Source organism: Delftia tsuruhatensis (assembly GCF_903815225.1).
Classification (GTDB): domain Bacteria; phylum Pseudomonadota; class Gammaproteobacteria; order Burkholderiales; family Burkholderiaceae_C; genus Comamonas; species Comamonas tsuruhatensis_A.
The window spans coordinates 2,094,810-2,120,637 of the sequence record NZ_LR813084.1 but is presented as its reverse complement, the minus strand read 5'-3'; the positions used below and the strand labels follow the sequence as shown (position 1 = coordinate 2,120,637).

Here is a 25,828-nt window from a genome sequence, read left to right as displayed (position 1 = left end):
GGCAGCCCCTCGCATCCGACCTGACGGCGCTGCGGCGCCCTCCCAGTTTTCCGGCAGCCGCGCCCAGCGCGCCCGCAGCCATCGTTCTTAAGAGATACATCGTATGGAAACCATCCTGCAAAACGTTCCCGTCGGCCAGAAGGTCGGCATCGCCTTCTCGGGCGGCCTGGACACCAGCGCCGCCCTGCGCTGGATGAAGAACAAGGGCGCCCTGCCCTACGCCTACACCGCCAACCTGGGCCAGCCCGACGAGGCCGACTACGATGAGATCCCCCGCAAGGCCATGGAGTACGGCGCAGAGAAGGCCCGCCTGATCGACTGCCGCACGCAGCTGGCCGGCGAAGGCATCGCCGCCATCCAGGCCGGCGCCTTCCACGTCTCCACGGGCGGCATCACCTACTTCAACACCACGCCGCTGGGCCGCGCCGTGACCGGCACCATGCTGGTGGCCGCCATGAAGGAAGACGATGTCCACATCTGGGGCGACGGCTCGACCTTCAAGGGCAACGACATCGAGCGCTTCTACCGCTATGGCCTGCTGACCAACCCCGCGCTGAAGATCTACAAGCCCTGGCTGGACCAGACCTTCATCGACGAACTCGGTGGCCGCGCCGAGATGTCGGCCTTCATGACCAAGGAAGGCTTCGGCTACAAGATGAGCGCCGAGAAGGCCTACTCGACCGACAGCAACATGCTGGGCGCCACGCACGAGGCCAAGGATCTGGAGTTCCTCAACAGCGGCATCCGCATCGTCAACCCCATCATGGGCGTGGCGTTCTGGAAGCCCGAAGTCGAGGTCAAGGCCGAGGAAGTCTCGGTGACCTTCGAGGAAGGCCGTCCCGTGGCCCTCAATGGCAAGGAGATCGCCGACCCCGTGGAGCTGTTCCTGGAAGCCAACCGCATCGGTGGCCGCCACGGCCTGGGCATGAGCGACCAGATCGAGAACCGCATCATCGAGGCCAAGAGCCGCGGCATCTACGAAGCCCCCGGCATGGCCCTGCTGCACATCGCCTACGAGCGCCTGGTGACCGGCATCCACAACGAGGACACCATCGAGCAGTACCGCATGAACGGCATGAAGCTGGGCCGCCTGCTGTACCAGGGCCGCTGGTTCGACCCCCAGGCCATCATGCTGCGCGAAGCCGCCCAGCGCTGGGTCGCCCGCGCCGTGACCGGCACCGTGACGCTGGAGCTGCGCCGCGGCAACGACTACTCCATCCTCAACACCGAATCGCCCAACCTGACCTACGCGCCCGAGCGCCTGTCGATGGAAAAGGTCGAGGACGCGCCTTTCAGCCCCGCCGACCGCATCGGCCAGCTGACCATGCGCAACCTGGACCTGATGGACACGCGCGACAAGCTGGCCATCTATTCCAAGGCCGGCCTGCTGTTGCTGGGCACCAGCGGCGCCCTGCCCCAGCTGGGCAAGAAGGACTGACACCCTCGAGCGGCTGCGCCGCTCAGGCCGCAAGCCGCCGCAAGGCGGCTTTTTTATGCCTGTACCACGCTTTGCCTACCAGCGCGCGCCCTCGAAGCGCTGCGCAAGGAAGTCCAGCAGCGCGCGAACGGCCTCGGGCAGGTGGCGGCGCGAACTGTACAGCGCATACACATCCAGCGGCTGCGGACGCCAGGCCGGCAGCACCTGCTCCAGGGCCCCCGACGCCAGCAGCGGCTGCACCAGGTAGGTGGGCTGCATGGCGATGCCCGCGCCCTCCACGGCCGCGGCGGCCAGCACCGTGGCCTCGTTGGCGTTGAACCAGGTCGTGACGGCGATCCGCTGCTCATCGCTTTCATCCTCGAGCCTTGTCAGGTGCCAGACATTGCGGCCCACGCGCATGTGGCCCAGGCAGCGGTGCGCCTGCAACTGGGCCGGCGCCGTGGGGCGCCCCGCGCCGTCCAGGTAGGCAGGCGAGGCCACCAGCACGGATTCGCACACGGCCAGCGCTCGGCCGATCAGCGCGGCGCCAGGGTCGGCACTGATGCGGATGGCCAGGTCGATGCGCTGCTCCACCAGGTCCAGCGCCCCGTCATCCACCAGCAGGTCGATCTTCAGGTGGGGGTGCAGCCGCATGAACTGCGCGATGGCCGGTGCCATCTGCGCATGGCCGAAGGACATGCTGCAGGTCACGCGCAGCAGGCCGCGCAGCTGGTTGCCGCCGGGGCGCATCTCGCCTTGCACCTCGTCGGCCAGGGCCAGCATCTGCTGGCTGTAGCGCAGGCATTGCGCACCGGCGTCCGTCAGGGAAACACGGCGCGTGGTGCGGTGCAACAGGCGTGCACCCAGCCACTGCTCCAGCGATTCGACATGGCGCGTGGCCATGGCCCGCGACAGATCCAGGCGCTCGGCCGCCGCCGTGAAGCTGCCGCACTCGGCCACCGTGGCAAACACCTGCATCGCAAAGAGTCGGTCCATTGATCTGCTCGATTCATGCAACAAACAAGCGCATATTCTGCGGTTTATCTGCTCGATTTCAAAAACTAAAGTACGGGACATGGCGGCACGGCGCCGCCACCTTCTTCATTCCAAGGAAACCGACATGCTTCGTACCACCCTGCTTTCGCTCACCCTGGCCCTGTCGGCCGGACTGTCCCAGGCGCAAACGGCCGCGCCGCTGCAGATGAAGGTCTACCAGGCCGACGAGCACAGCTTCGCCGTGACCTCCACGCTGATCACCGGCCCCAGGGAGGCGGTGGTCGTGGACACCGGCTTCACGCGCGCCGACGGCCTGCGCATCGCCGCCAACGTACTCGACAGCGGCAAGCAGTTGACCACCATCCTCGTGAGCAATGCCGATCCCGACTACTACTTCGGCGCCGAAGTGCTCAAGAACCTTTTCCCGCAGGCCAAGGTCGTGGCCACGCCTGCCGTGCGCGAAAAGATCGAGGCCAAGCTGCAAGGCAAGCTGGCCTTCTGGGGCCCCAAGATGGGCGCCAACGCGCCCAGCCACCCCGTGCTGCCCGAGCCGCTGACCGCCAGCACCCTGACCGTGGACGGCCAGACGCTGGAACTGCGCGGCACCACTGGAGCGCTGGCGCACCGCCCATACGTCTGGGTGCCTTCGCTGCGGGCCATCGTGGGCAACGTGGGCGTGTTCGGCAACCTCCACGTCTGGACGGCTGATACCCAAAAGCCGGCCGAGCGCCAGGCCTGGCTGGCCCAGCTCGACGAGATGCAGGCCCTCAAGCCCTCCGTCGTCGTTCCGGGCCACATGCAGGCCGGCACGGCCATGGATGCCAGCGCCATCGCCTATACCCGGAGCTACCTGCAGCGCTTTGATGCGGCCGCCGCCTCGGCCCGCAACAGCGGCGAGCTGATCGAAGCCATGAAGCAGGCCTACCCGCAGGCCGGCATGGCGCTGTCGCTGGACATCGGTGCCAAGGTCAACAAGGGCGAAATGCCCTGGTGACCCCCTGGTGATCAGGCCCATCAATTGCGAGCGCACACTTTCCATAAATCATTGATGGAACTGTGAAACGGCGTTCGCAATCCAACCTGCTGCCGCCCCCCTTGTCCGTGGCGGCAGGAGGTGCAGCCATGAAATACATGAAGCATTGGCAGGACCCGCTCAACGTCCTGCTGGGAGTCTGGTTGGCCGTCTCGCCCTGGATACTGGGATTCCAGGACCAGATGACGCCCACGACCAACGGCGTGGTCATCGGCCTGGCGCTGATCGCGGCGGCGCTGGGGGCCATCTTCATGCCACGGGCATGGGAGGAATGGACCGAAGGCCTGCTGGGACTGTGGATGGTCATCTCCCCCTGGGTACTGGGTTTTTCCGGCCAGATGGACGCCATGCGCAATGCCGTGGTGTCGGGCATCGTGGTGCTGGGACTCGCACTGTGGGTGCTGATCACCGACAAGGACTACATGAGCTGGCGCAGCCGCTCCGCCCACTGATGCGGTAAACCGCGAAGGCCCGCGCGCAGGCATTGCACGCGGGCCTTCGCTTTTCCAGGCGGCAATGGCTCAGACCACCACGGGCTCGGGCTCCAGGCGGATGCCGAAGCGCTCGTAGACGCTGGTCTGTATGGCGCCGGCCAGCGTCATGACCTCGCCACCCGTGACGCTGCCATCGACGCTGTGGCGATCACCCCGGTTGACCAGCACCAGGGCCTGCTTGTCGTACACGCCGGCGCGGCCCATGGACTTGCCCTTCCAGCCACAGGCGTCGATCAGCCAGCCGGCAGCCAGCTTGATGGAGCCGTCGTCCATGGGGTAATGCACGATCTTGGGCTCGCGCGCGATGATGTCGGCGCACTGCTCCGGCGTCACGGTGGGGTTCTTGAAGAAACTGCCGGCATTGCCGATCTGCTGCGGATCGGGCAGCTTGGCCCGGCGGATCTCGCAGACCCAGTCGAAGATCTGGCGCGCCGTGGGCTCGGCGACGCCGGCCTCGGCCTGGCGGCGCTGCAAGTCCAGGTAGCCGAGATCGGGCCGCCACTCCTTGGGCAGGGCCAGGCGCACGCGCGTGATCACCGCACGGCCCTTCAGTCCCATGCCACGCGGCGGCAGGCCCTGCATGCGTGCCCGCGCCACGGGGGTGGGCTCTGCGGGCGCATGCTTGAACACCGAGTCGCGGTAGCCGAAGGCGCATTGCGCGGAATCCAGCGTGAAGGACTCGCCCGTGGCCAGGTCCATGGCGTCCAGCGATTCGAAGCGGTCCTGCAACTCCAGTCCGTAGGCGCCGATGTTCTGCACGGGCGCCGCACCCACGGTGCCGGGGATCAACGCCATGTTCTCCAGGCCCGCATAGCCCTGGGCCAGCGTCCAGGCCACCAGGTCGTGCCAGCGCTCTCCGGCACCGGCCTCGACGATCCAGTGGCGATCGGTTTCGCGCAGCAGGCGCATGCCCGCTATCTCCATCTTGAGGACCACGGGATCGACATCGCCCGTGATCACCACGTTGCTGCCGCCGCCCAGCACGAACACGGGCTGGCGGCCCCACAGCGGATCGGCCAGGAAATGGCGCACATCCTCGTCGCTGCGCACACGCACCAGGGTGTGGGCGCGGGCGGCGATGCCGAAGCTGTTGCAATGCTGCAGCGGAACATTTTTCTCGACTAACATCAGCCGGATTGTCGCACCGCGTCACCACGCCTCCGGCACCGTGCCCGCATCGCCCGGTCCAGCGCTGCGATACTTTTTCAGAACATTTACAGGAAATATTTGCCATGCCTTCTTTTGACACCGTGTGCGAAGCCGACTTCGTCGAAGTGAAGAACGCCGTGGAGAACACCGCCAAGGAAATCGGCACCCGCTTCGACTTCAAGGGCACCTCGGCCGCCATCGAACTCAAGGACAAGGAAATCACGCTGTTCGGCGATGCCGACTTCCAGCTGCAGCAGGTCGAGGACATCCTGCGCAACAAGCTGACCAAGCGCAGCGTGGACGTGCGCTTCCTGGACATCCAGAAGGCCCAGAAGATCGGCGGCGACAAGCTCAAGCAGACCATCAAGGTCAAGAACGGCATCGAGGCGGAACTGGCCAAGAAGCTGCAAAAGCTGATCAAGGACAGCAAGCTCAAGGTGCAGGCCGCCATCCAGGGCGACAGTGTGCGCGTCACGGGTGCCAAGCGCGACGACCTGCAGGCGGCGATGGCCCTGATCCGCAAGGACCTGGCCGACCACCCGCTGTCGTTCAACAACTTTCGCGACTGATCGCCCGACATCCGTCCTTCCACCACAAGCCCCATGCGCCACCTGCGTGCCCTAATTCTGAGCCTGGCAGGCGTGGCCGCTCTGCTTCCGCCGCTGGCGACAGCGCAGTCCGTGGCGCTCAGCGGCGTGCTGGGCAGCAAGGCCTTGCTGGTCATCGACGGTGGAGCGCCGCGCGCGCTGGCGGCTGGCGACAGCCTGCAGGACGTGCGCGTGCTGCGGGTGGCAGGCGACACGGCCGAGGTGGAAATCAAGGGCCGCCGCCAGACATTGCGCCTGGGCGAAGCGCCCATCAACCTGGGCGGCCGGGGCGCGGCAGCGGGCGATCCCGCGCTCGGGCGGCGCGTGGTGCTCAAGGCCGACAGCCGGGGCCACTTCATCGAACGCGGCCAGATCAATGGCAAGACCATGGTCTACATGGTGGACACGGGCGCCAGTTCGGTCGCCATAGGCCGCTCCGACGCCGAACGCATGGGCCTGCCCTTTCTCCAGGGCCAACCCGTGGTGATGCGCACCGCCAACGGCGACGCCCAGGGCTGGCGCCTGCGGCTGGACTCGGTGCGCGTGGGCGATGTCGAGGTCTTTGGCGTGGATGCCGTGGTCGCTCCTCTTGCCATGCCCTATGTGCTGCTGGGCAACAGCTTTCTCGCGCACTTCCAGATGACCCGCCAGGGCAGCGAGATGGTGCTGGAGCGGCGCTGATGCGGCCTGTGCGCGCCCCTGCGGCCCTGTTCCCCCACCGATGAGCCAACGCCCCGACGACTCCTACGAAGACCTGCTGGGCCTGTGGTCCGACCTGGAGGCCGCGCTGTCCGTGCTGCTTTCGGCGCCGCTCCAGGTGCAGGGCTTTCTCGTCAAGCTCCAGCAGATCGACCACTGGCTGCAGGAGCTGATCGCCCATGACAGCGATGCGGCGCTGTACCTGATGTTCCAGCGGGCCTGCTCCTCCACCGTGGGCTACAGCGCCTCCCATGCCCTGGTCTGCGCCTGCCTGTGCCACGTACTGGCGCGCGAGCTGCGGCTGGATGCCACGGAGCACCAGACCCTGGTGCGGGGGGCGCTGACCATGAACATCGGCATGAATGCGCTGCAAGACGAGCTGGCGCTGCAGCGCGAGCCGCTGACGACGGCGCAGCAGCAGGCCGTCCAGCGCCACCCGCTGCAAAGCCAGGCCCTGCTGGCCCGGCTGTTCGTCAACGATGCGCTGTGGCTGGAGCTGGTGGCGCGCCACCACGAGGCCGTCCCCCAGCAGCCGCTGGCGACGCTGCCATCCGTGCTGCGCCTGGTGCGCGTGCTGGGAACCGTGGACCGCTATGCCGCCCTGATCAGCCCGCGCAAGTCGCGCGAGGGCCGCAGCACGGCAGAGTCGCTGCGCATGCTGACCCAGCAACCGCGCTACTCCGATGAAGTCGGTTTCGCCCTGGTGCGCGCCGTCGGCCTGTGCCCGCCGGGCACCTACGTGCGACTGGACAACGGGGACATCGCCGTGGTGCTGCGCAGGGGCGAGCCGCCGCACCCGCCCCTGGTGGCCAGCGTGATCGGCGCCGATGGCGCCAGCCTCTACCCACCCGTCATCCATGAAGGCGAGGACGGACCCCGCATCCGCTCGGCACTGGCGCGCGCCGCCATCACGCTGGAACTGGACCCGCGCACGCTGGCGCGGCTGGGTGTGCTGGCCGCACGCGGCAGCCAGTCGCTGTACCGCATGGTGCAGGTGCCGGGTCCGCTGTAGCGCGTCCTGCCGGCCATCAATAGGCCATCAATAGGCCGTTCATCGGTCATCAATCGGCCTTGATGCCCGCCTGCCGGATCACGGCACTCCAGCGCTGTATCTCGCCCTGCACCCATTGCGTGGCCTGCTCGGGCGTGTTCGCCACCACGGACAGCCCCATTTCCGCCATCTTCCGGCTGGCCTGCGGCTGGGCCAGTGCCGCGTTGAATTCCTTGTTCAACCGGGCGACGGCGGCCGCAGGCGTGCCGGCCGGGGCGCCTATGCCAATCCAGTAGTCGATGTCCATGGCGGGGATGCCGGCCTCTTTGGCACAAGGCACATCAGGCAGCGTTGCATTGCGCTCCGGGCCCGTCACCATCAGGGCCCTGAGCTTGCCGCTTCGGATGTAGGGCAGCGCCGTGGGGACCGAGGTGATCAAGGCCTGCACCTGGTTGCCCATCAGGTCGGCCAGCACGGCGCCCGCGCCCTTGTACGGCACATGGACCAGGTCGGCGCCCGTTGCGCTCTTGAACAGCTCGCCGGCCAGGTGGGTGTTGGTGCCATTGCCGCCCGAGCCGTAGTTGAGCTTGCCGGGCTGGGCCTTGGCCAGCGCGATGAACTCACCCACGCTGCGCGCCTGCACCTGGGGGTTGACCACCAGCACATGGGGCACCTTCACCGCCGTGGTGACCTGGGTGAAAGCCTTGCGCGGATCGAAGGGCAGGTTGGGCATCAGTCCGGCGGCAATGGCATAGGACAGCTCCACGGTCAGCAGCGTCTGGCCGTCCGGCGCGGCACGAGCGGCCGCGCTCCAGCCCACCACGCCACCACCGCCGGTGCGGTTGTCCACCACCAAGGCAGAGCCCAGGCCCGGCGCGGCGAACTGCGCGATCACGCGCGTCACCAGATCGGCGCTGCCGCCCGGCGCATACGGCACGATGATGGTCACGGGCTTGCCCTGGGCAGCCGCCCAGGTGGGGGCGAGGCAGGCTGTGCCGGCCAGGGCCAGCACGGCACGGCGAGAGATGAGGGATGGCATGGCGGTCTCCTTGGAATGATGAGCGGGGCAAATGGAAAGAGGTCGATGGGGCAAGCGAGGCAGAGGACCCCGGTGATGCAGCGTCATTCGGGCTGCGCCTGGCCCAGCCGGTACACGCGGCTTGCCGTTCCTTCGAAAAGGGCCTGGCGCTCGGCGACGCTTGCGCCCGCCGCCAGCCGCTTGAAGGCGTTCCAGCAGGTGGCGTAGCTGAAGGAGCCCTTGTCCACCGGAAAATTGCTCTCGAACATGCAGCGGTCGGCGCCGAATGCCTCGATGCAGGTCTCCATCCATGGCCTCCAGGCCGCAGCCAGTTGCTCCGAGGCCGCAGGCCTGTCCGCCTTCTCGAAGCCGAATCCGTTGATGCGCATGCCCAGCCCGCCGAGCTTCACGTACACATTGGGCAGCCGGGCCAGGGCCTGCATGGAGGTCTTCCAGCGCTCGAACACCTCGGCATGCCGGCCTTCATAGGCGCCGATGCGGGCCACGCCCCCGCAGTGGTTGATGATCACGGCCGTCTGCGGAAAGGCCAGTGCCAGGTCCAGCAGCTCCGGCAGTTGCGGAAAGAGCAGCCAGGCGTCGAAGGAAAGCCCCAGTGGCGCCAACTGCGCCACGCCCCGCCGGTAGGCCGGGTCCAGCAGCAGGCCCTGGGGCGCGGCGGTCAGGGGATTGACCAGGGAACTGTCCGCGTCCCAGGTCGCCAGGTGCCGGATGCCGCGAAAGCGCCCCTTGCCGGCCTCCAGATGGGCCAGCAGCACTTCGCGCACCGCCGCACCGGCGCGCAGGTCCGCATATCCGACGATGCCCTGCGCCAGGGCGCAGGCCGCATGGCCTTGCCTGTGCTCTTGCACATCCTGCACGCCCTGCGCCGCCTGCACCACGAACTCGGTCTCGCCCACCGGCTGCATCGCCTGCGGGCTGGCAGTGCGGTAGTGCGTCAGCGCCTGCATGTAGACCGAGGCCCGGACCCTGTGGCCCGAGCCCGCGTCGGCCAGGTATTCATCCGCCATGTAGCGCCAGCCCGGTCGATCGTAGAAATGGTGGTGGGCATCGACGATGGCCAGCGATGGCTCAAGGATCTCCTCCTCATGCAGGCCCAGCCAATCCGGCCTCACCGGTAGATAGTTGCCCATGTGCGTTGCGTGCCTTCTTTCATAGTTCTATCTGACAGAATAAATATCCATAAAATAGAACTATAGCCAGGCATCTGCGGCACACGGACAGGGGCAAACCCGCTGGCGGACGCGGCCAGCGACGAACCGGCGGCAGCCTGGCCGGCGATCAGGAATCCACGGAAGGGGTCGGTGAAGGGATCAGGCGCCGGCCCACAGGCCCGCATGGTGGCCGCGCGTGAAGGCCTCTTCCAGCACCGAGTAGCCAGCCCAGTCGGAATGCGCGAACCACAGGCGGCGCGTGCCCGGCGTGGGCAGCAGGGCCACGCGCTCGCCAGCGCACTGCGCGCTGCGGCCCCGGTGGCGCGACTGCAGCGCCACCTGGCTGAGCAGTTGCTGGTCGCCAGGCCGGGGAATGGCCATGGCATGGCCGTAGCGCGTGATTTCCATGCGCGTGGCCTTGTAAAGCAGGTCGGGATGGGGCACGAGCAGGCTGCCGACGATGCGGTCCCGCCAGATGCCGAAGGGCTGGCCCAGCAGTTGCGCGCGCCCGTCGGGCCAGTCGCCCAGCGCCTGGTAGTAGCTCAGCACCTTGGGCCGGGGCGTGAGCCGGTCCAGGCCCTGGTGGCCCGCGTCCACGTAGCCCAGGCCGCCTGCATTCGGATCGGCAAAGAGCACGTTGTCCCAGGCCGGATCGGCACCGGGCCGGTCGGCCAGCGGCTGCTGCAGATGGATATTGGCCACCAGCCAGGGCGCCCAGTCCAGACGACCCGCCACCGCGCGCAGGAAATCCGGCGCATCGCGCACCACGCGTGCCGCGATGAAGCTGGGCAGGGCCACGACGCAGCGCGCGGCCAGCCAGCGCTCATGCTGCTGGCGGCCGTGGTGGTAGACGTCGATCTCCACACCGTCGGCACCTTCGGCGATGGATAGCACGCTGCAATCCGTCTGCACGTTGGTGGAGCCCAGTCCTGCCACCAGCTGCTGTGACAGCCAGCCATTGCCCTGGGGCCAGGTCAGCACGGCGTCGCCTGCCTCTTCGGCCGTGCGCTCGTCTTGGCGGCGCGGGGCCGAGAAGCCATGGCGGCTGGCGAAATAGTGAATGCCTGCCCAGGCCGATACGCGCGCCAGGCCCGCGCCAAAGTCGTCGCGGCAGCAGTACTCCAGATACCAGAGCAACTGCGCATCGTCGATGCCCTGGCTGGTCAGCCAGGCCTGCATGGTCTGGCCATCCAGCGCGGCATGGGCGGCGGGCAGCCGGCCTTCGCGCTGCCAGACACGGATGGACGGCATGGCAAAGGCCGCCCTCTCCATCTCCTGGGCCACGCTGCGCGCAAAGCGCTCGTACTGCTCCAGCGTGCGCGGCGCCACGCCATCGACGGGCAGCAGGCCTTCATGCCAGGCGCCCTGCCAGAACAGGCGCTCCTGCGGGCTGTGGCACAGATGGCGCTCGTCGTACTGCCAGCGGCCCGCGCGGCGCTGGCGCAGGCCCAGGGTCTCCAGCCAGTCCTGCACCTCGGCCGCATCGTCGCCGGGCAGGGGCAGATAGTGGGCACCCAGCGGACAGGGCAGGCCCGCGATGCTGCCGCCCTGGCTGTTGCCACCCATGGCCTGCTGCGTGTCCAGCAGGGCCACGCCCTGCACACCCGCCAGCTCCAGCGCCCGCGCGGCGGCCAGGCCTGCCATGCCGCCGCCGGCAATCACCACCTTGGCGCGGTGCACCACGGCCGGTGCCGGCAGCGCCAGGCCCTGGGCCAGGCGCTGCCAGAACGCGCGCAAGGCATGGCCGCGCTCCAGCGCCACGCCGCTGAATCCGCCGGGCAGGTCTTCAAGCCGCGGCGGCGGTGGCATGCAGCCGGGCAGGCCCAGGCCCAGGGCCGCGCCGCCCGCCAGGCCTTTCAGCCATTGGCGCCTGCCCCACAAAGGCGGGAGACCGGTGCTCAACGCTCCACCCTGCCCCATTCGCGCTCGTAGGTGTTGACCAGCACCTGGTTGGACAGGCGGTTGACCTCGGCCGGCACGCGCGCCATGTCCAGCGGGAAGTCGAACATCAGCGCCATGGTCTGCGCGCTCAGAAAGCGCAGGCCCGCAGGCAGCGCCTCGGGCTCGCGCCAGGGTCGGTGGCTGGCGATGACGAAGCCCCATTCGCCGAAGCTGGGCACATGGGCGTGGTAGGGCGTGGCTTGCAGGCCGATGGACTCGATGGTCTGCACCACGGTCCAGTAGCTCTTGCGCGCGATCAGCGGCGAGGTGGTCTGCACCACGGCATAGCCGCTGGCCGCCAGCCGCTTGTCCAGCAAGGCATAGAAGCTGTTGGTGAACAGCTTGCCGATGGCGAAATTGGTGGGATCGGGAAAATCGACGATGACCACGTCGAAAGTCTCACCCTCCTGCTGCAGCCAGTGGAAGGCATCGGTGTTGACGATGCGCACGCGCGCATCGCCCAAGGCCTCGCCATTGAGCCGACGCAGCATGGCGTTGTCCTTGAACAGGTCGGTCATGGCCGGGTCCAGCTCCACCAGCGTGACCGACTCCACCGTCGGGTACCTGAGCACCTCGCGCACCGCCATGCCGTCGCCCCCGCCCAGCACGGCCACCCGCCTGGGCGCGCCATGCGCGGCCATCACCGGGTGGACCAGGGCCTCGTGGTAGCGGTACTCGTCGCTTTGTGCGAACTGCAGATTGCCGTTGAGGTACAGACGCGCACCCTGGCGCCCCTGCGTGACCACGATGCGCTGGTAGGGCGAGCTGCTGGAGAGCACGATGCGGTCCTGGTAGAAATGGTCGTCGGCCAGGCGCGTCAGGTGGTCGGCACCCCAGATGCCCGTGCCCAGCAGTGCCAGCACGGCCGCACAGGCCAGGGCATGGGCACGCGGGCGGCGCAGTTCATGGCGAAACAGCAGCAGCGCCCACACCGCCACGGCCGCGTTCATGAAACCGAACAGCAGGCCCGTGCGCACCAGTCCCAGCTTGGGCACCAGCAGCAGCGGAAACGCCAGTGACACGGCCAGGGCGCCCAGATAGTCGAAGGTCAGCACCTGGGAGACCAGATCCTTGAGCGTCACATTGCGCTTGAGGATGCGCATCACCAGCGGGATCTCCAGCCCCACCAGCGTGCCCACCACCAGCACCATGCCGTACAGCAGGACACGGAATGCCCCGGGCGCATAGGCATTGGCGATGAACAGCGTGGCCGGCAAGGCGCCGCCGACCAGCGCCACCATCAGCTCGATGCGCAGGAAATGCGCGGGCAGATGGTCCTCGAAGAAGCGCGACAGCCATGAACCTATGCCCATGGCGAACAGGTAGCTGCCGATGATGGTGGAGAACTGCAGGACCGAGTCGCCCAGCAGATAGGAGGCCAGCGCCCCCGCGGCCAGCTCATAGAGCAGTCCGCAGGCCGCGATCACGAAGACGCTGACCAGCAGGGCGATGTCGATGGAGCGCGGCGGCTGCGCGCCGTGGGAAGAGGCGGAAGAGGGCACGGCCGGTATTGTGCGCGATGCGCCCGTGCCCGCGACCGACACGCCCAGGCGCACCGTGCGACCCGGTGCACCGCGCCTGGGCGGCTGCCGTCAGAACTGGTAATTGGCGCTCACCAGTACGCTGCGCGGCGTGCCCGGCATCGCCGCGGCGCGCCAGTACTGCTTGTCGAACAGGTTGGACAGCGCCACGGTCACGGTCCAGGCGTCCTGGCGCCAGCCCACCAGGGCGTCCCAGCGGGTATAGCCGGGCAGGATGGCCGTGTTGGCGGCGTTGGTGAAACGGCTGCCCGTATAGGTCACGCCGACTTCGCCATACCAGGGGCCCTTGGGCGCATAGCGCAGGAACAGGTTGCCGTTGCGCCTGGCCGTGTCACGCAGGTACAGGCCTACGTTGGCGGGGTTCTGCACATCCTCGACCACCTTGGCGCTCATGAAGGCCACGCCGCCACGCACATACCAGGACTGGGCCACGCGGCCGGCCGCGCTGAACTCGATGCCGCGCGAACGCTCCTTGCCCCGGATGGCCCAGGTGAAGGGGTCGTTGTCGGGATCGGGACGGTAGCGGATGTTGTATTTTTCCAGCTGGTAGACAGCGACCTGGGTGGACAGCGCACCGCCCAGCCAGTCGCTCTTGACGCCGACTTCCGACTGGCGCGAGTACTGCGGCTCCTCGTCCAGCACCGCGCCCACGCCGGTATCCACGGACAGGATGCCGCGCCCGCCATAGGGAGAGTAGCTCCTGTTCCACGAGGCATAGAAGCTGTGCTCGCGCACCGGCTGCCAGACCACGCCCACGCGCGGGCTGAAGCCGTTGCCGTCGGTCTTGCGCGTCAGCCTGGTGAGATTGTTGGTGCTCTGGAAGTCGTAGCTGTCGTAGCGCAGACCCAGCAGCAGCTTCCACTGCTCGGTCAGGCTGACCAGGTCCTGCATGTACAGTGCCTGGCCCTTGCCACGGTGGAAGTTGTCCTGGGTGGGATTGCCCGGCGCCGGCCGCGAGGGCCAGACGATGGGCTGGAACGGGTCGTAGGAGAAAGTGCTGCCAGGCTGGCCGATGCGCGGCGCGCGCTCTTCCTCGCTGGCCTCCAGGCCCACCAGCAGATCGTGCTTGATGCGGCCCGTGCTGAACTTGCCCGTCAGGTCCAGCGTGTTGGACAGCGTCGTGTTGCGGGTCTGTTGCCAGGCATAGTTGGGCGTGATCTTGCCGGTCGCGGGCCGGTAGGTACCCATGAAGTAGTGGTCGAAATCCTGGCTGGACTCGCGCTTGCTGGCCACCCAGCGCAGGCTCCAGCGGTTGTTGAAGTCATAGGACAGATCGGAGCGCAGCACACGCAGGCGGTCTTCCACGTAATCGCCCGGGGCCGCGAAGCCCTTGCGGATGGACACGCCGGCCGGCAACTGGTCGTAGGCGGGGCCGCGGTCGGGCACGCGCCACACGTTGTCATAGGTGTACTGGCCGGTCCAGCGCAAGCCCGTGCGCGTGTCCACCAGGATGCTGGGCGAGACCATCTCGTTGCGGTTGCGTATGCCTTCGCGGAAGCTGTGGGCCTGCTCGCGGTCGGCCGTCAGGCGCACTGCCACATGCTCGTTGAGCACGCGGTTGATGTCGATGGTGCCGCCCACGTTGTCCCAGGAGCCGCCGCGCAGCGTGATGCTGCTCCTCGCATCGAAACGCGCCTGCTTGCTCACCATGTTCACCACGCCGCCGCCCGCGCTGCGCCCGTAGAGCACCGAGGCCGGTCCCTTGAGGATCTCGATGCGCTCCACATTGGCCGTGCTGCGGCGCACCTGCCCGCTTTCGCGCACGCCATCGCGGTAGATGTCGCTCTCGTCGGCCTTGAAGCCACGGATGTACACGCCCTCGCCGCGCATGTCATAGGAAGTGTTCACGCCCGGCACGCCGTCCAGCATCGTCGCCAGATCATTGATGCCATAGCTCTTGTACTTGTTGACCTCCAGCGTATCGATGGTCTGGGGAATGTCCTTGGGCGCCAGATAGGTCTTGGTCGCCGTGGTCACCCCCTCGGGCCGCACGTCATCGGGGTCGTACTGGGTGCCCGTGACCTGCAGCGTGGGCAGGGTGTGGGTTGCGTGGGCCTGGGCTTCGACTTGCTGGGCGTCCTGGGCCTGGGCCGTGCCCGCCAGGGCCGTGGCAAGGACGCCAGCGGTCACACCTGCTGACATCCGCGCCCGGCGCGCGAACTGATGATCTGTCATGAAAGCTCCCTCTTCGGAATAAGGGCGCGATTCTATTGAGAATGCAAACGAATATCATTTGCAAACTCATCATCAGCAAGGAAATTGTTGCCATGCAGCAACGCCCGGCGCGCGCACTACCCCGCCTGCGCAGGACAGGTCGTCTCTGCGGGAGCCATGCGAAGTACGCAGGGTCGACTGGCCCGGCTCAGTGGATGGCGGCCGCGACGATGATGCTGATGCCCAGGCACATGGCCGCCACGACCATGGCCAGTGCCTTGTTGTGCTTCTCCACGATTTCGGCCCACATGTCCACGGGCGTGATCTTGTCGATGATGATGAAGCACAGCCAGAACACCACCACGCCCACCAGCGCATAGAGGATCGAGCCGAAGAAGGACGCGGGGTTGAACCAGTCGAAGTTCATGTTCAGTTTCTCCGTTGTTTACTTGTGGCTGCCGCCGGAGGTGTATCCCCCCCAGGAGCCGCCGCTGCTGCGGGTGTAGCTGTTGCAGTTGGGATCGGTGTTCGGGTCGCAACCGGGCCGGGAGGCGCAGCCACGCAGGGTGACGAACACCAGCCACAGGATGACCAGCCCGATGATGATGGCCCACAGCCCGAAGCGGCTGCCCGACATCACCCCGACCTGGGAGCGGTCGCGCAACTGCTTGAGGCCGAAGGCCATGGCCAGCGTGGTGGCCGCGATGGAGCTGCCGTGGGTCCAGGTCGTCTCGCCGTTTTCGGTCTCGCTGGCCAGGAAGGCCTTGTTCTGCGCGCCCGCGCTCACGTAGTCCGCATTGCTGGTGGTCTGGCCGCGCAGCACGGGCCAGTAGAACTCGCCCAGCGCATAGGTGGTCTCCGCCCTGTAGCGCGATTCGAGCTGGTACTGGCGGCGCATGTACTTGGCCGTGCTGCGGCTGTTGGACAGCTTGGGCACGCCCGTGGTCACGCGGGCCATGCTCCAGCCGTCGGAGGAGTCGACCAGGAAGGCGAAGCCGGCCTTCTGATTGAACAGCAGGTACTCCTCCCAGCCAAAGCTCTCGTCATCGCCGGCCTCCTGGCCCATGCGGTGCTGAAAGCCCACCACCTGCCATTGCAGGCCTTCGAGCATGCCCTTGCTGCCCAGCGGAATGGCAGGGCGTACGGGTTCGTGCTGTTCGGCGTAGGCCAGGTCCTTGCCGATGCCCTGGCTCAGATCCACCAGCGAACCACAGCTGGGACAGCTCAGGCTCTTGGTGGTGGAAAAGCGCACGGGCACCACGGCGCCGCACTTGGGACAGTTGAAATGCCGGCCCTGCTCGCCCTTGAGCGAAGCGCCATCGCGCAGGCCCTGCATCTTGAGGTCGTCCAGCACCACGCGCTCGCCCAGGCTGAGCGCCGGTGGCTGGGCCGAGAAATCCACGGACAGCACCTGGCCTTCTTCGCTGCGCAGCTCCACCAGCCAGTAAGGCTTGCCGGGCTCGGGCAACTGCGCCAGCTCGCCCTGGGCCGAGACCAGGCCGGCCTTTTGCACGCTGCTGACCGTAAAGGTCTTGCCGCCAAGCACGCGCTGCGAGCCCAGCAGCCATTCGGCGGCCTTGAAGGGCCCGTTGCGCACGGCCTCGGCCTGCCAGGGCCAGGACCAGACGAACTGCCCGTTGTCCTCGCTCAGAAAGCCCAATGCGCCGTCGCTGAAGGCGGCCACCCACTCGCTCCAGGCGCCGGCTTCGCTCTTGAGCTGCAGCCGGCCGACCAGGGTGAAATGCTCCGGCTTGCCGTTGCGCAGCATCTGCCCCGTGACGCCGATGCGCATGGGGCTGTAGTCCTGGAAGACCTCGGCCATGGAGCCACGGCGCTGCAGCACATCGCCCTGGCGCACCACGGTGCTGCGGCAGAACTCGCAAACGGCGTAGCTGGCCTGGGCGCTGGCGAACTCGACGGGCGCGCCACAGCCGGGGCAAGGTGCGCGGTAGACGCGCTGCGATGGACTCGATGCCATGGATGAAGTTCGTCAGAAGAAAGAAGGCCTGGAGCGCGGTCGGCAGGCGGCGGCCGCGTGCTGTGCGCCTTCCGGGCCAGGCAGGCGCGGAAGGCGCGCCGTGCTCAATGAGACTTGCCCTTGCCCGTGCCGGACTTGGCCGAAGCCGCGGCATCGGCCTTCCTGCTGCCCAGCCGGGACTCCTTGCCGGCCATGAGGCGCTGGATATTCTCGCGGTGGCGCCAGATCAGCAGCGCCGCCATGGCGACGATGGCTGCGGCGATGGGCGTCTCCGCATACCAGACCACGCCGCTGCACAGCAGGTAGTACACGGGTGCGAAGACCGAGGCCACCAGGGCGGCCAGCGAGGAATAGCGGAAGAACACGGCGATGATCAGCCAGGTCAGGGCCACCGCCAGGCCCAGCCAGCCGCTGATGCCCAGCAGCACGCCCAGGGCCGTGGCCACGCCCTTGCCGCCCTTGAAGCGGAAGAACACCGGGTACAGGTGGCCCAGGAAGGCGGCCAGCGCCACCAGGGCCAGCGTGCCGTCGCCCAGGCCGAAGCGCCCACCGAACCACTGCACCAGGGCCACGGGCAGCCAGCCCTTGGCCGCATCGAGCAGCAGCGTCACGGCCGCGGCCGCCTTGCTGCCCGAGCGCAGCACATTGGTGGCACCCGGGTTGCCGCTGCCATAGGTGCGCGGATCATTCAGGCCCATGGCCCGGCTGACGATGACGGCGAACGACAGCGAGCCGATCAGATAGGCCGCCACGGTGGCAAGAAGAGGATAGAGCGCGTTCAATTCGGGTCCTTGGCCGGTTGCGGCGACGCGCAGCCCGGCCGGCCGATGCGGCCCGCCCTCCCTGCTCGTCGACGCATGTCTTTCATGTTGTCAGGCGCCTATTCTGCCAGCGCGCAATGCACGGGCCGGGCATCGAGCAGCCGCACGCAGACCTGGGGGTCCAGCTGCACGAGAAAGCCGCGCCGCCCGCCATTGATGGCGATGCGCGGCAGCGCGAGGATGCTTTCCTCGATGTAGACCGGCATGGCTCGGCGCGTGCCGAAGGGCGAGGTGCCGCCGACCAGGTAGCCGCTGTGGCGGTTGGCCACCTCGGGCTTGCAGGGCTCCACGCTCTTGGCGCCGATCTGGCGCGCGAGGTTCTTGGTCGAGACCTTGCAGTCGCCGTGCATGAGCACGATCAGCGGCCTGGCGTCCTGGTCCTGCATCACCAGGGTCTTGACCACCGTGTGCTCGTCCAGGCCCAGGCTGGCCGCGCTGTGTTCGGTGCCGCCGTGCTCGACGTATTCGTAGGGATGCTCGGTGAACTCCACCTTGTGGGCGCGCAACAGCTGGGTCGCGGGTGTCTCGCTGACATGAGAGTTTTTCTTGGACATGAAGTTTTTATCGTTTTACAATAAATTTTTATCGACTGACAAAGATCAAACAACGCCATGAACTATACGCTCGACCTTGCGGGACCGGCATTGAGGCGACACGCACGCGTGGCCCGGGTCCTGGTCGCCATCGCGGCCATCGCGCTGCTGGCACTTCCGTTGGGCGCCCTGCTCGCACCGGCCAATCTCGATGGCCAGGCCGAAAGCCTGCTGGGCATGCCGCCGGGCCAGCCGCTGGACATGGCGGCGCGCTGGCGCACGGCCGTAGTCAGCCTGCTGCCCGTCGGCTGCGGACTGTATGCGCTGCGCCAGCTGTGGACGCTGTTCGGCGAGTACCTGCACGGAGATGTCTTCGGCCTGGGAGCCCAGCGGGCCCTGATGCGCTTTGCCTGGACCGTGCTGGCCGGCTCGCTGGCCCTGCCCTTCGCACGCGCCCTGATGTCCGTGGCCGCGAGCATGGGCAACCCGCCGGGCCAGCGATTCGTTTCGCTGGGCCTGTACTGGCATGACGGTCTGCTGGTGTTGCTGGGCCTGGTGCTGGTGTCCATTGCCCACGTGATGCTGCAGGCCCGCCGCCTGGCCGAAGAGAACGCGGGGTTCGTGTGAGCTGGCTGCCCTGCGTCCTGCACCTCGTCGTGCTGCCGGGTCAGCGCCCGATCACTCTGCATCTGCATGAGCTCGCCGCAGTGGTGCTCGGCATGGGCCTGCTGGCCCTGGCCTCGGCCCTGCGCGAAGGCCGCCGCGTCCGGACGGGAGCCTGATCCATGCCCATCATCGTCCACCTCGATGTGATGCTGGCGCGGCGCAAGATGCGTTCGCGCGAACTGGCCGAGCTCGTCGGCATCACCGAGCAGAACATTTCGCTGCTCAAGAGCGGCAAGGTGCGCGGCGTGCGCTTCGATACGCTGGAGCGCATCTGCGAGGCACTGCAGTGCCAGCCCGGCGACCTGCTGGAATGGTCCCCCGGACCCCAGGCATGAGCGGACCGCGCCGGCGGCTGGCCACCGGCCTGCTGCTGTCGCTGCTGCTGCACGGCCTGCTGCTGTGGCGGGCACTGGCGCCCGACGCCGGCTCGCCCGCCAAGGACATGGAACTGCCGCGCCTTCAGGTGGTCTGGGTGGAGGCTCCGCAACCACGGCTTGCCGCGAAAGCGCCGGCAACCGCCCCATCCGCCACATCCACCGCTGCGCACGCGCCTCGGCCCACTGCCGGGCGGCCGCGCGAGCGCAACGCCCTTGCACCACCCACGGGTCCCGCCGATTCGGCGGTGTCCGTGCCGGTGCCGGCCGCAACAGCTCCCGAGCCCGCATTGCCGGCCACTGCTGCTGCGCAGGCAGATGCGGCGGATGCCCATCGCGGTGCGCGGGCCATGGGCAGGCTGCTGGACTCCACCGCAGGCCGCGAGGCCGTCCGGTCTGCTGCCCGGCAGGACGCTGCGCGGCCCCGGATCCAGGCGCCACACGAGGACCCTCTGGCCAGCGGCCTGCAGCAGGCAGCGCATGGCGACTGCATGAAGGGCGAGTTCAAGGGCGGGGGCATGGGCCTGCTGAGCCTGCCCATGCTGGCGGCCGCCGCGATCAAGGGCGAATGCAGCCGCTGAGGCGGCACGACGGCCCCGGCGCCTATTGCGCCGGGTCGCGCACTTCCCAGCGGATGGCATCGATGGCCGCCAGCAGCTCGGGCGACAGCTGCGTGCCCCAGGCGTCCAGGTCCTCATCGAGCTGGGCCACCGAGGTCACGCCGATGATGGTGCTGGCCACCTGCCATTTGGTATAGCAAAAGGCCAGTGCCAGCTGCGTGGGCGTGAGGCCGTGCGCGCGTGCCAGCGCGTTGTAGCGGCGCGCGGCGGCCAGGGCTTCGGGCCGGCCCCAGCGCTGCTTGCGCACCGACTCGTAGCGCGCGATGCGTGCGGCCTGCGGCGCCGCCGGATCGGCGGGCGCATGCTGGTCGAACTTGCCCGTGAGCAGGCCGAAGGCCAGCGGCGAGTAGGCGAGCAGCGACACGCCCAGGCGGTGGCAGCTCTCGTCCATGGCGTTTTCCCAGCTGCGGTTGAGCAGGCAGTAGGCATTCTGCACCGAGGCCACGCGCGGCAGCCCGTGCTGCTCGGCCAGGCGCACGAACTCGTGCACGCCCCAGGGCGTCTCGTTGGACAGGCCGATGTGGCGCACCTTGCCGTCACGCACCAGGCGGCCCAGCGCCTCCAGCTGCTCGTGGATGCCGGTCTGCGAGCTTTCCCTGGAGGGATCGTAGTAGAGCTGGCCGAAGGCCGGCACATTGCGCTCGGGCCAGTGGATCTGGTAGAGGTCGATCACGTCCGTGCCCAGGCGGCGCAGGCTGCCCTCGCAGGACGCGGCGATGTCGGCCGCCGTCATGCCCTTGCCTTCGCGCACCCAGGGCATGCCGCGCGACGGGCCGGCCACCTTGGTGGCCAGCACCACCTTGGCGCGCGCGCCGGGACGCCGGGCAAACCAGCGGCCGATGATGGTCTCCGTCGCGCCGCAGGTCTCGGCGCGCGCGGGCACGGCATACATCTCGGCCGTGTCGAAGAAGTCCACGCCGCGCTCCAGGGCGCGGTCCATGATGGCGAAGGCCTGGGCCTCATCCACCTGCTCGCCGAACGTCATGGTGCCCAGGCAGATGGGGCTGACCTGCAATGCGCTTTGACCGAGCGCCACCGGTTGCATCGAAGGGGAAGTCATGGGCTCCGAGTGTAGGGCCGCCCGTGTTTACCCTGAGAAAGACACGCCCACCCGCACCAGGCCGGGCGGGCGCGACAACCGGGGCTCAGGCGCCCTGGGGCGTCTCGACCTGCAGCACGCCGCGGTTGATCTGGTCGCGCTCCATGGATTCGAACAGCGCCTTGAAGTTGCCTTCGCCAAAGCCTTCGCGGTAGTTGCCCTTGCGCTCGATGAACTCGAAGAACACGGGGCCCAGCATGGGTTCGGAGAAGATCTGCAGCAGCAGGCGCGGCTGGCCTCCTTCGGTCGTGCCGTCCAGCAGGATGCCGCGTGCCTGCAGCTCGCCCACGGGCTGGCCGTGGCCGGGCAGGCGGCCTTCCAGGTTCTGGTAGTAGATGTCGTTGGGCGCCGTCAGCAGCGGAATGCCGGCCATCTGCAGCTGGTCGATGGAGTCCAGCAGGTTGTCCGTCAGCAGCGCGATGTGCTGGATGCCCTCGCCGTTGAACTGCATGAGGAATTCCTCGATCTGGCCACCGCCCTGGCGCGATTCCTCGTTCAGCGGAATGCGGATCAGGCCGTCGGGCGCCGTCATGGCCTTGGAGGCCAGGCCCGTGTACTCGCCCGAGATGTCGAAGTAGCGGATCTCGCGGAAGTTGAACAGCTTGCCGTAGAAGTCCGCCCAGTAGGTCATGCGGCCACGGTAGACGTTGTGCGTCAGGTGGTCCACCACCTGGAAGCCGTGGCCCTTGGGATTGCGGTCCACACCCGGCAGGAACTCGAAGTCGATGTCGTAGATGGACTTGCCTTCCTCGAAGCGGTCGATCAGGTACAGCGGCGCGCCGCCGATGCCCTTGATGGCCGGCAGGCGCAGCTCCATCGGACCCGTGGGAATCTCCACGGGCTGGGCGCCCAGCTCCAGCGCGCGCTTGTAGGCCAGGTGCGCGTCCTTGACGCGGAAGGCCAGGCCGCAGGCCGAGGGACCATGCTCGGCCGCGAAATAGCCGGCCTGGCCCGGTTCGTTGTTGATGATGAAGTTGATGCCGCCCTGGCGGTACAGCAGCACGTTCTTGGAACGGTGTTTGGCCACCAGGGTGAAGCCCAGCTTCTCGAACAGGGGTTCGAGCACGCCGGCCGTGGGCGATGCGAATTCCACGAATTCAAAGCCCATCAGGCCCATGGGATTGTCGAAAAGGTCTGCCATGTTCATTCTCCTGACTTGGTTTCAGAGGGGGTGGTGTGCGGCAGCCAGCGCTGGCTCCGTCACGGTTTCAGAGGCGTTGCGGGGGCGCTGCCCGACGATGATGCGATAGGCGCCGTAGACCAGCAACACCCACACGGGAATGGCCAGTGCCGAGCCTCGGATGGAGGGCGTCAGCAGCATCACGCCCACCACCAGCGCCATGGCCGCCAGGCAGACCAGGTTGGACAGCGGCGCCAGCGGCGCGGCAAAGCCCAGCGCGGTGCCGCGTGCCACATGGGCCCGGCGAAAGCGCCAGTGCGCCACGATGATGATGGTCCAGGTGATCACCAGGGCCGCGACGATCAGCGACATCAGCAGCTCGAGCACGCCGGCCGGCGCCACGTAGTTCAGCACGATGGCCAGCGCCGTGAAGATGGCCGGGTAGACGATGGCGCGCACCGGCACGCCGCGGCGGTTGACCTGCATCAGCGAGCGTGGCGCGTTGCCCTCGCTGGCCATGCCGTACAGCAGGCGGCTGTTGCTGTAGACCATGCTGTTGTAGACCGACAGCGTGGCCGTGAGGATCACGAAGTTCAGCAGGTGGGCCGCCACGTTCTCGCCCAGGCCCGAGAACACCAGCACGAAGGGGCTGCTGCTGTAGGTGTCGCCGCCGGCCTTGAGCTGGCCCAGCAGATCGGTCCAGGGCATCAGCGACATCAGCACCGCCATGGAGCCGATGTAGAACACCAGCACGCGGTAGATCAGCTGGTTCACGGCCTTGGGGATGACGGTGCGCGGCTGGTCGGTCTCGGCTGCGGCAAAGCCCAGCATCTCCACGCCGCCGAAGGCGAACATGATGAAGGCGAAGGCCATCACCAGGCCCGACAGTCCATTGGGAAAGAAGCCACCGTGCGTCCACAGGTTGCGCACGGTCTGCTCGGGCCGGTCGGCGCCAACCAGCAGGTACAGGCCCGCGCCTATCATGCCGATGACGGCCACGATCTTGATCAGCGCGAACCAGAACTCGAACTCGCCATAGGCCTTGACGTTGATGAAATTCACGCCGTTGATCAGCACGAAGAACACCGCCGCCGTCACCCAGGTCGGGATGCCGGGCCACCAGAACTGGATGAACTTGCCCGCGGCCGTCAGCTCCAGCATCCCCACGAGCACATACAGGGCTACGCAGTTCCAGCCCGCCAGAAAGCCCGCGAAGCGCCCCATGTAGCGGTTGGCGAAATAGCTGAAGGAGCCCGCGTTGGGCTCCTCCACCAGCATCTCGCCCAGGAAGCGCATGATGCAGAAGATGATCAGGCCGCCGATGGCATAGCCCAGCAGCAGCGAGGGACCGGCCAGCTCGATGATGCCTGCCGAGCCCAGGAACAGGCCCGTGCCGATGGTGCCGCCCAGCGCGATGAGCTGGATGTGGCGGTTCTTGAGCCTGCGCTCCAGGTGCCCCTGGGAAGAAGTGCTGTGCATCTTGGGTGTTCCGGGGCTCTCAGCGCACGGCAGGGCAGCGCAGGGGGTGGAAGGGCTTGGCGGTCTTCACGGCAGTGTCTCCTCGTGGGGTGCCTGTTGGAATGCAGGGCCTTGTGCGCCCCTTGTTGATGGGCATCAACTATAAAAAACAATAAATTATTATTTCTTGTAATTTATCCCTATGGACAAGCACCATCGGAAGGAGTAATGCGTGCCAGCGATGCATGCCATCGCCGGATTGCCGTGCGCCATGCCGCACTCCGGCAACGGTTGAACGCCCGCAACAAACAAAAACAATCTACTATTATTTTTTTGCCCTCCGGAGCCCAGAACATGACGACGTCCGCCACGCAGCGGCGCGCGCGCACGCCGCAGACCGAGCGTGTGGAGACAACGCAACGCAAGATCATCGACTCCGCCCTGGCGCTGCTGCGCGAGGGCGGCTTCAAGAGCGCCACGCTGCAGGCCATCGCACGCGGTGCCGATGTGTCCCTGGGCGCCCTGCAGCACCATTTCGAGAGCCGCGACGCGCTGATGGAACGCCTGGTCATCGAGGTCATGGAGCCTCTGAGCGACCAGGGCACGGTCTGGCCCGACAAGGCCCTGCCCCTGCGCGAGCGCGCCCAGGCCTTCGTCGTGCTGGCCTGGGACAACATCTTCGGCGCGGCCAACTACCAGGCCGCCTGGAGCATGTTCTTCGGCTGCAAGGCCTCGCCCACGCTGTTCGGCCGTGTGGACGCGCGCCGGGTCCATGTGGACAGCATGTTCTACGCACGCTTTCTCGATGTCTTCCCCGAGGTCCGCGCACACCACCCCCACCCCCAGGGCGTGGCCGCCATGGCCTTCGCCACGCTGCGCGGCGCGGGCGTGCTGGAGCTGTTCTCGGTGGAGCAGGACGAGCGCCAGTGCGCGTTCTCGGCCCTGGTCGAGGCCATCGTCGATGCGGGCACGCCGCGGGCGCGCCCTGCCGGGCACGCCGCAGACTAGAACCACGCTCCAGAGCGTGTGATGCACTAAGACTCGCCCAGCCCCCAGACCTGGCGCAACTGCGACAGCGTGGCCACCAGGGCCGGGTCGTGCGCGGCCGCTGGTGCATGGATGAAGCCCAGTTGCGCCGGCACGCGCGCATGGGGCCAGATCACCAGGCCGCCATGCTCGGCAGCGGCTACCGCCACATCCTCTCTCAGCAGCGCCAGGCCCAGGCCCGCGCGCACCAGGCTTTCGGGCGCGGCCATGGCATCGCTTTCCACCACCTGGTTGGGCGCCAGTCCCTGGCGCGCGAACAGCGCCTGCAGCAGCGTCTGTTCATGGTGGCGCGCGGGTGCGCCTATCCAAGGCAGTTGCGCCAGTCCCTGCCAGCCCGACTGCAGGATGCGCTCGCCCAGCACGGTGGGGGCCACGATGCGGTAGTGCAGCGTCTGCAGCACCAGCGCTGCGAGATCGCGCGGCATGTGGGCTCCGATGTAGAAGGCACCCTGCAGGGCACCAGCCGCCACCTGCTCGCGCAGTTCCTCGGCGCAGCCATGGCGGGTGCGGATGTCCAGCAGCGGCAGCGCCTGGACCAGGGCGCGCAGCAGCGAGCCCAGGCGCAGTGCATCGGGCTCGGCCACCGTGCCCAGCAGCAGCTGGCCCGTGATCTCGCCTTGCAGTTCACGGGCCTTGCCCTGCAGCCGGCCCGCCGCAGACAGCACCTGCTGCGCGGACTCCAGCAGCGCCTCACCCGCGCGCGTGAGGCTGATGCGCCCCGGGCGACGGTCGAACAGGGCCACGCCCAACTCTTCCTCCAGCGCCTTGATCTGGGCCGTGATGGCGGGCTGGGTCACATGCAGGGCCTCGGCCGTGCGCGTGACGCTGCCCAGCGTGGCCGCCGTGACGTAGGCGCGCAACTGGTACATCTCCATGGCGGGCCAGACTAGCGCAGCGGCCACCTGCCCAGGACCGGGCAG

26 protein-coding genes are annotated in these 25,828 nt (G+C 67.7%); 11 read left to right on the top strand and 15 right to left on the bottom strand.

Annotated elements, in window-relative coordinates:
• Positions 1-103 precede the first annotated feature (103 nt).
• Entirely contained in the window at positions 104-1,438 is a 1,335-nt protein-coding gene (gene argG, locus L1Z78_RS09515; RefSeq protein WP_234641268.1) for an argininosuccinate synthase, read from the top strand.
• Between the two features lie 75 nt (positions 1,439-1,513).
• On the opposite strand, the gene L1Z78_RS09510 is transcribed toward argG, so the two are convergent.
• Positions 1,514-2,413 (bottom strand): LysR family transcriptional regulator, encoded by a 900-nt coding sequence (locus tag L1Z78_RS09510; protein ID WP_234641267.1) that lies wholly within the window; start codon positions 2,411-2,413, stop codon positions 1,514-1,516.
• A gap of 124 nt (positions 2,414-2,537) precedes the next feature.
• Here L1Z78_RS09510 and L1Z78_RS09505 point away from each other — a divergent pair, with 124 nt between their 5' ends.
• Positions 2,538-3,407 carry an MBL fold metallo-hydrolase gene (locus L1Z78_RS09505; RefSeq protein ID WP_234641266.1) on the top strand — a complete coding sequence of 290 codons (870 nt, stop codon included), beginning with the start codon at positions 2,538-2,540 and terminating at the stop codon, positions 3,405-3,407.
• A gap of 128 nt (positions 3,408-3,535) precedes the next feature.
• Positions 3,536-3,898, top strand: a complete 363-nt coding sequence (locus tag L1Z78_RS09500) for an SPW repeat protein (protein WP_234641265.1) — start codon at positions 3,536-3,538, stop codon at positions 3,896-3,898.
• 69 nt (positions 3,899-3,967) lie between these two features.
• Here L1Z78_RS09500 and murB read toward each other — a convergent pair whose 3' ends face one another.
• Positions 3,968-5,068, bottom strand: a complete 1,101-nt coding sequence (murB, locus tag L1Z78_RS09495) for a UDP-N-acetylmuramate dehydrogenase (RefSeq protein WP_234641264.1) — start codon at positions 5,066-5,068, stop codon at positions 3,968-3,970.
• 104 nt (positions 5,069-5,172) lie between these two features.
• On the opposite strand from murB, the gene L1Z78_RS09490 reads away from it, so the two are divergent.
• From L1Z78_RS09490 to L1Z78_RS09480, 3 genes are read left to right on the top strand one after another with little or no spacing between them, the layout of a single operon-like run.
• Positions 5,173-5,658 carry a YajQ family cyclic di-GMP-binding protein gene (locus L1Z78_RS09490; protein ID WP_234641263.1) on the top strand — a complete coding sequence of 162 codons (486 nt, stop codon included), beginning with the start codon at positions 5,173-5,175 and terminating at the stop codon, positions 5,656-5,658.
• Between the two features lie 33 nt (positions 5,659-5,691).
• Positions 5,692-6,357, top strand: a complete 666-nt coding sequence (locus tag L1Z78_RS09485) for a retropepsin-like aspartic protease family protein (protein WP_234641262.1) — start codon at positions 5,692-5,694, stop codon at positions 6,355-6,357.
• Between the two features lie 40 nt (positions 6,358-6,397).
• Positions 6,398-7,387 (top strand): HD-GYP domain-containing protein, encoded by a 990-nt coding sequence (locus L1Z78_RS09480; protein ID WP_234641261.1) that lies wholly within the window; start codon positions 6,398-6,400, stop codon positions 7,385-7,387.
• A gap of 49 nt (positions 7,388-7,436) precedes the next feature.
• Here L1Z78_RS09480 and L1Z78_RS09475 read toward each other — a convergent pair whose 3' ends face one another.
• From L1Z78_RS09475 to ybaK, 9 genes are all read right to left on the bottom strand, one after another.
• Positions 7,437-8,405 carry a Bug family tripartite tricarboxylate transporter substrate binding protein gene (locus L1Z78_RS09475; protein WP_234641260.1) on the bottom strand — a complete coding sequence of 323 codons (969 nt, stop codon included), beginning with the start codon at positions 8,403-8,405 and terminating at the stop codon, positions 7,437-7,439.
• 83 nt (positions 8,406-8,488) lie between these two features.
• On the bottom strand, positions 8,489-9,535 hold the full coding sequence (locus L1Z78_RS09470; RefSeq protein WP_234641259.1) for an amidohydrolase family protein: 1,047 nt from the start codon (positions 9,533-9,535) through the stop codon (positions 8,489-8,491).
• 180 nt (positions 9,536-9,715) lie between these two features.
• Complete coding sequence (locus L1Z78_RS09465) at positions 9,716-11,476, bottom strand: FAD-dependent oxidoreductase (protein ID WP_418921685.1); 1,761 nt, start codon at positions 11,474-11,476, stop codon at positions 9,716-9,718.
• Positions 11,455-12,999 (bottom strand): polyamine aminopropyltransferase, encoded by a 1,545-nt coding sequence (locus tag L1Z78_RS09460; protein ID WP_234641257.1) that lies wholly within the window; start codon positions 12,997-12,999, stop codon positions 11,455-11,457. Before L1Z78_RS09460 ends, L1Z78_RS09465 begins: the two co-directional genes overlap by 22 nt.
• Positions 13,000-13,089: 90 nt before the next feature.
• Entirely contained in the window at positions 13,090-15,213 is a 2,124-nt protein-coding gene (locus tag L1Z78_RS09455; RefSeq protein ID WP_234641256.1) for a TonB-dependent receptor, read from the bottom strand.
• 187 nt (positions 15,214-15,400) lie between these two features.
• The gene (locus L1Z78_RS09450; protein ID WP_234641255.1) at positions 15,401-15,619 is read right to left on the bottom strand and encodes a DUF350 domain-containing protein; all 219 of its coding nucleotides are present in this window, start codon (positions 15,617-15,619) and stop codon (positions 15,401-15,403) included.
• Between the two features lie 18 nt (positions 15,620-15,637).
• Positions 15,638-17,170: a DUF4178 domain-containing protein gene (locus tag L1Z78_RS09445; protein ID WP_234641254.1), complete on the bottom strand. Its 1,533-nt coding sequence runs from the start codon at positions 17,168-17,170 to the stop codon at positions 15,638-15,640.
• Between the two features lie 104 nt (positions 17,171-17,274).
• The gene (gene plsY, locus L1Z78_RS09440) at positions 17,275-17,952 is read right to left on the bottom strand and encodes a glycerol-3-phosphate 1-O-acyltransferase PlsY (RefSeq protein ID WP_234641253.1); all 678 of its coding nucleotides are present in this window, start codon (positions 17,950-17,952) and stop codon (positions 17,275-17,277) included.
• A 98-nt stretch (positions 17,953-18,050) separates the two neighbouring features.
• On the bottom strand, positions 18,051-18,545 hold the full coding sequence (gene ybaK / locus L1Z78_RS09435; protein WP_234641252.1) for a Cys-tRNA(Pro) deacylase: 495 nt from the start codon (positions 18,543-18,545) through the stop codon (positions 18,051-18,053).
• Between the two features lie 57 nt (positions 18,546-18,602).
• On the opposite strand from ybaK, the gene L1Z78_RS09430 reads away from it, so the two are divergent.
• Genes L1Z78_RS09430 through L1Z78_RS09415 form a run of 4 tightly spaced genes read left to right on the top strand, consistent with a single transcriptional unit; the run spans position 18,603 to position 20,145 of the window.
• Positions 18,603-19,151: a DUF2975 domain-containing protein gene (locus L1Z78_RS09430; protein WP_234641251.1), complete on the top strand. Its 549-nt coding sequence runs from the start codon at positions 18,603-18,605 to the stop codon at positions 19,149-19,151.
• Positions 19,148-19,306: a hypothetical protein gene (locus L1Z78_RS09425; RefSeq protein ID WP_234641250.1), complete on the top strand. Its 159-nt coding sequence runs from the start codon at positions 19,148-19,150 to the stop codon at positions 19,304-19,306. The genes L1Z78_RS09430 and L1Z78_RS09425 overlap by 4 nt, the downstream gene beginning before the upstream one ends.
• 3 nt (positions 19,307-19,309) lie before the next feature.
• Entirely contained in the window at positions 19,310-19,525 is a 216-nt protein-coding gene (locus tag L1Z78_RS09420) for a helix-turn-helix domain-containing protein (protein ID WP_234641249.1), read from the top strand.
• Positions 19,522-20,145, top strand: a complete 624-nt coding sequence (locus tag L1Z78_RS09415; protein ID WP_234641248.1) for a hypothetical protein — start codon at positions 19,522-19,524, stop codon at positions 20,143-20,145. The genes L1Z78_RS09420 and L1Z78_RS09415 overlap by 4 nt, the downstream gene beginning before the upstream one ends.
• Positions 20,146-20,167: 22 nt before the next feature.
• Here L1Z78_RS09415 and L1Z78_RS09410 read toward each other — a convergent pair whose 3' ends face one another.
• The 3 genes from L1Z78_RS09410 to L1Z78_RS09400 all read right to left on the bottom strand — a co-directional run bounded on the left by L1Z78_RS09410 (position 20,168) and on the right by L1Z78_RS09400 (position 23,882).
• Positions 20,168-21,229: an aldo/keto reductase gene (locus L1Z78_RS09410; RefSeq protein ID WP_234642136.1), complete on the bottom strand. Its 1,062-nt coding sequence runs from the start codon at positions 21,227-21,229 to the stop codon at positions 20,168-20,170.
• Positions 21,230-21,329: 100 nt separating this feature from the next.
• Positions 21,330-22,424, bottom strand: coding sequence for a 4-hydroxyphenylpyruvate dioxygenase (hppD, locus tag L1Z78_RS09405; RefSeq protein ID WP_234641247.1), 1,095 nt, complete (start codon positions 22,422-22,424; stop codon positions 21,330-21,332).
• Positions 22,425-22,445: 21 nt separating this feature from the next.
• On the bottom strand, positions 22,446-23,882 hold the full coding sequence (locus tag L1Z78_RS09400) for an amino acid permease (RefSeq protein WP_234641246.1): 1,437 nt from the start codon (positions 23,880-23,882) through the stop codon (positions 22,446-22,448).
• Between the two features lie 333 nt (positions 23,883-24,215).
• Here L1Z78_RS09400 and L1Z78_RS09395 point away from each other — a divergent pair, with 333 nt between their 5' ends.
• Complete coding sequence (locus L1Z78_RS09395) at positions 24,216-24,869, top strand: TetR/AcrR family transcriptional regulator (protein WP_234641245.1); 654 nt, start codon at positions 24,216-24,218, stop codon at positions 24,867-24,869.
• A gap of 26 nt (positions 24,870-24,895) precedes the next feature.
• On the opposite strand, the gene L1Z78_RS09390 is transcribed toward L1Z78_RS09395, so the two are convergent.
• Positions 24,896-25,810 carry a LysR family transcriptional regulator gene (locus L1Z78_RS09390; RefSeq protein WP_234641244.1) on the bottom strand — a complete coding sequence of 305 codons (915 nt, stop codon included), beginning with the start codon at positions 25,808-25,810 and terminating at the stop codon, positions 24,896-24,898.
• Positions 25,811-25,828: the final 18 nt, after the last annotated feature.

Coding starts and splice junctions, on each gene's coding strand:
- argG (WP_234641268.1), top strand. CDS start 104: ATGGAAACCATCCTGCAAAACGTTCCCGTCGGCCAGAAGGTCGGCATC.
- L1Z78_RS09510 (WP_234641267.1), bottom strand. CDS start 2,413: ATGGACCGACTCTTTGCGATGCAGGTGTTTGCCACGGTGGCCGAGTGC.
- L1Z78_RS09505 (WP_234641266.1), top strand. CDS start 2,538: ATGCTTCGTACCACCCTGCTTTCGCTCACCCTGGCCCTGTCGGCCGGA.
- L1Z78_RS09500 (WP_234641265.1), top strand. CDS start 3,536: ATGAAATACATGAAGCATTGGCAGGACCCGCTCAACGTCCTGCTGGGA.
- murB (WP_234641264.1), bottom strand. CDS start 5,068: ATGTTAGTCGAGAAAAATGTTCCGCTGCAGCATTGCAACAGCTTCGGC.
- L1Z78_RS09490 (WP_234641263.1), top strand. CDS start 5,173: ATGCCTTCTTTTGACACCGTGTGCGAAGCCGACTTCGTCGAAGTGAAG.
- L1Z78_RS09485 (WP_234641262.1), top strand. CDS start 5,692: ATGCGCCACCTGCGTGCCCTAATTCTGAGCCTGGCAGGCGTGGCCGCT.
- L1Z78_RS09480 (WP_234641261.1), top strand. CDS start 6,398: ATGAGCCAACGCCCCGACGACTCCTACGAAGACCTGCTGGGCCTGTGG.
- L1Z78_RS09475 (WP_234641260.1), bottom strand. CDS start 8,405: ATGCCATCCCTCATCTCTCGCCGTGCCGTGCTGGCCCTGGCCGGCACA.
- L1Z78_RS09470 (WP_234641259.1), bottom strand. CDS start 9,535: ATGGGCAACTATCTACCGGTGAGGCCGGATTGGCTGGGCCTGCATGAG.
- L1Z78_RS09465 (WP_418921685.1), bottom strand. CDS start 11,476: ATGGGGCAGGGTGGAGCGTTGAGCACCGGTCTCCCGCCTTTGTGGGGC.
- L1Z78_RS09455 (WP_234641256.1), bottom strand. CDS start 15,213: ATGACAGATCATCAGTTCGCGCGCCGGGCGCGGATGTCAGCAGGTGTG.
- L1Z78_RS09450 (WP_234641255.1), bottom strand. CDS start 15,619: ATGAACTTCGACTGGTTCAACCCCGCGTCCTTCTTCGGCTCGATCCTC.
- L1Z78_RS09445 (WP_234641254.1), bottom strand. CDS start 17,170: ATGGCATCGAGTCCATCGCAGCGCGTCTACCGCGCACCTTGCCCCGGC.
- ybaK (WP_234641252.1), bottom strand. CDS start 18,545: ATGTCCAAGAAAAACTCTCATGTCAGCGAGACACCCGCGACCCAGCTG.
- L1Z78_RS09430 (WP_234641251.1), top strand. CDS start 18,603: ATGAACTATACGCTCGACCTTGCGGGACCGGCATTGAGGCGACACGCA.
- L1Z78_RS09420 (WP_234641249.1), top strand. CDS start 19,310: ATGCCCATCATCGTCCACCTCGATGTGATGCTGGCGCGGCGCAAGATG.
- L1Z78_RS09415 (WP_234641248.1), top strand. CDS start 19,522: ATGAGCGGACCGCGCCGGCGGCTGGCCACCGGCCTGCTGCTGTCGCTG.
- L1Z78_RS09410 (WP_234642136.1), bottom strand. CDS start 21,229: ATGCAACCGGTGGCGCTCGGTCAAAGCGCATTGCAGGTCAGCCCCATC.
- hppD (WP_234641247.1), bottom strand. CDS start 22,424: ATGGCAGACCTTTTCGACAATCCCATGGGCCTGATGGGCTTTGAATTC.
- L1Z78_RS09400 (WP_234641246.1), bottom strand. CDS start 23,882: ATGCACAGCACTTCTTCCCAGGGGCACCTGGAGCGCAGGCTCAAGAAC.
- L1Z78_RS09395 (WP_234641245.1), top strand. CDS start 24,216: ATGACGACGTCCGCCACGCAGCGGCGCGCGCGCACGCCGCAGACCGAG.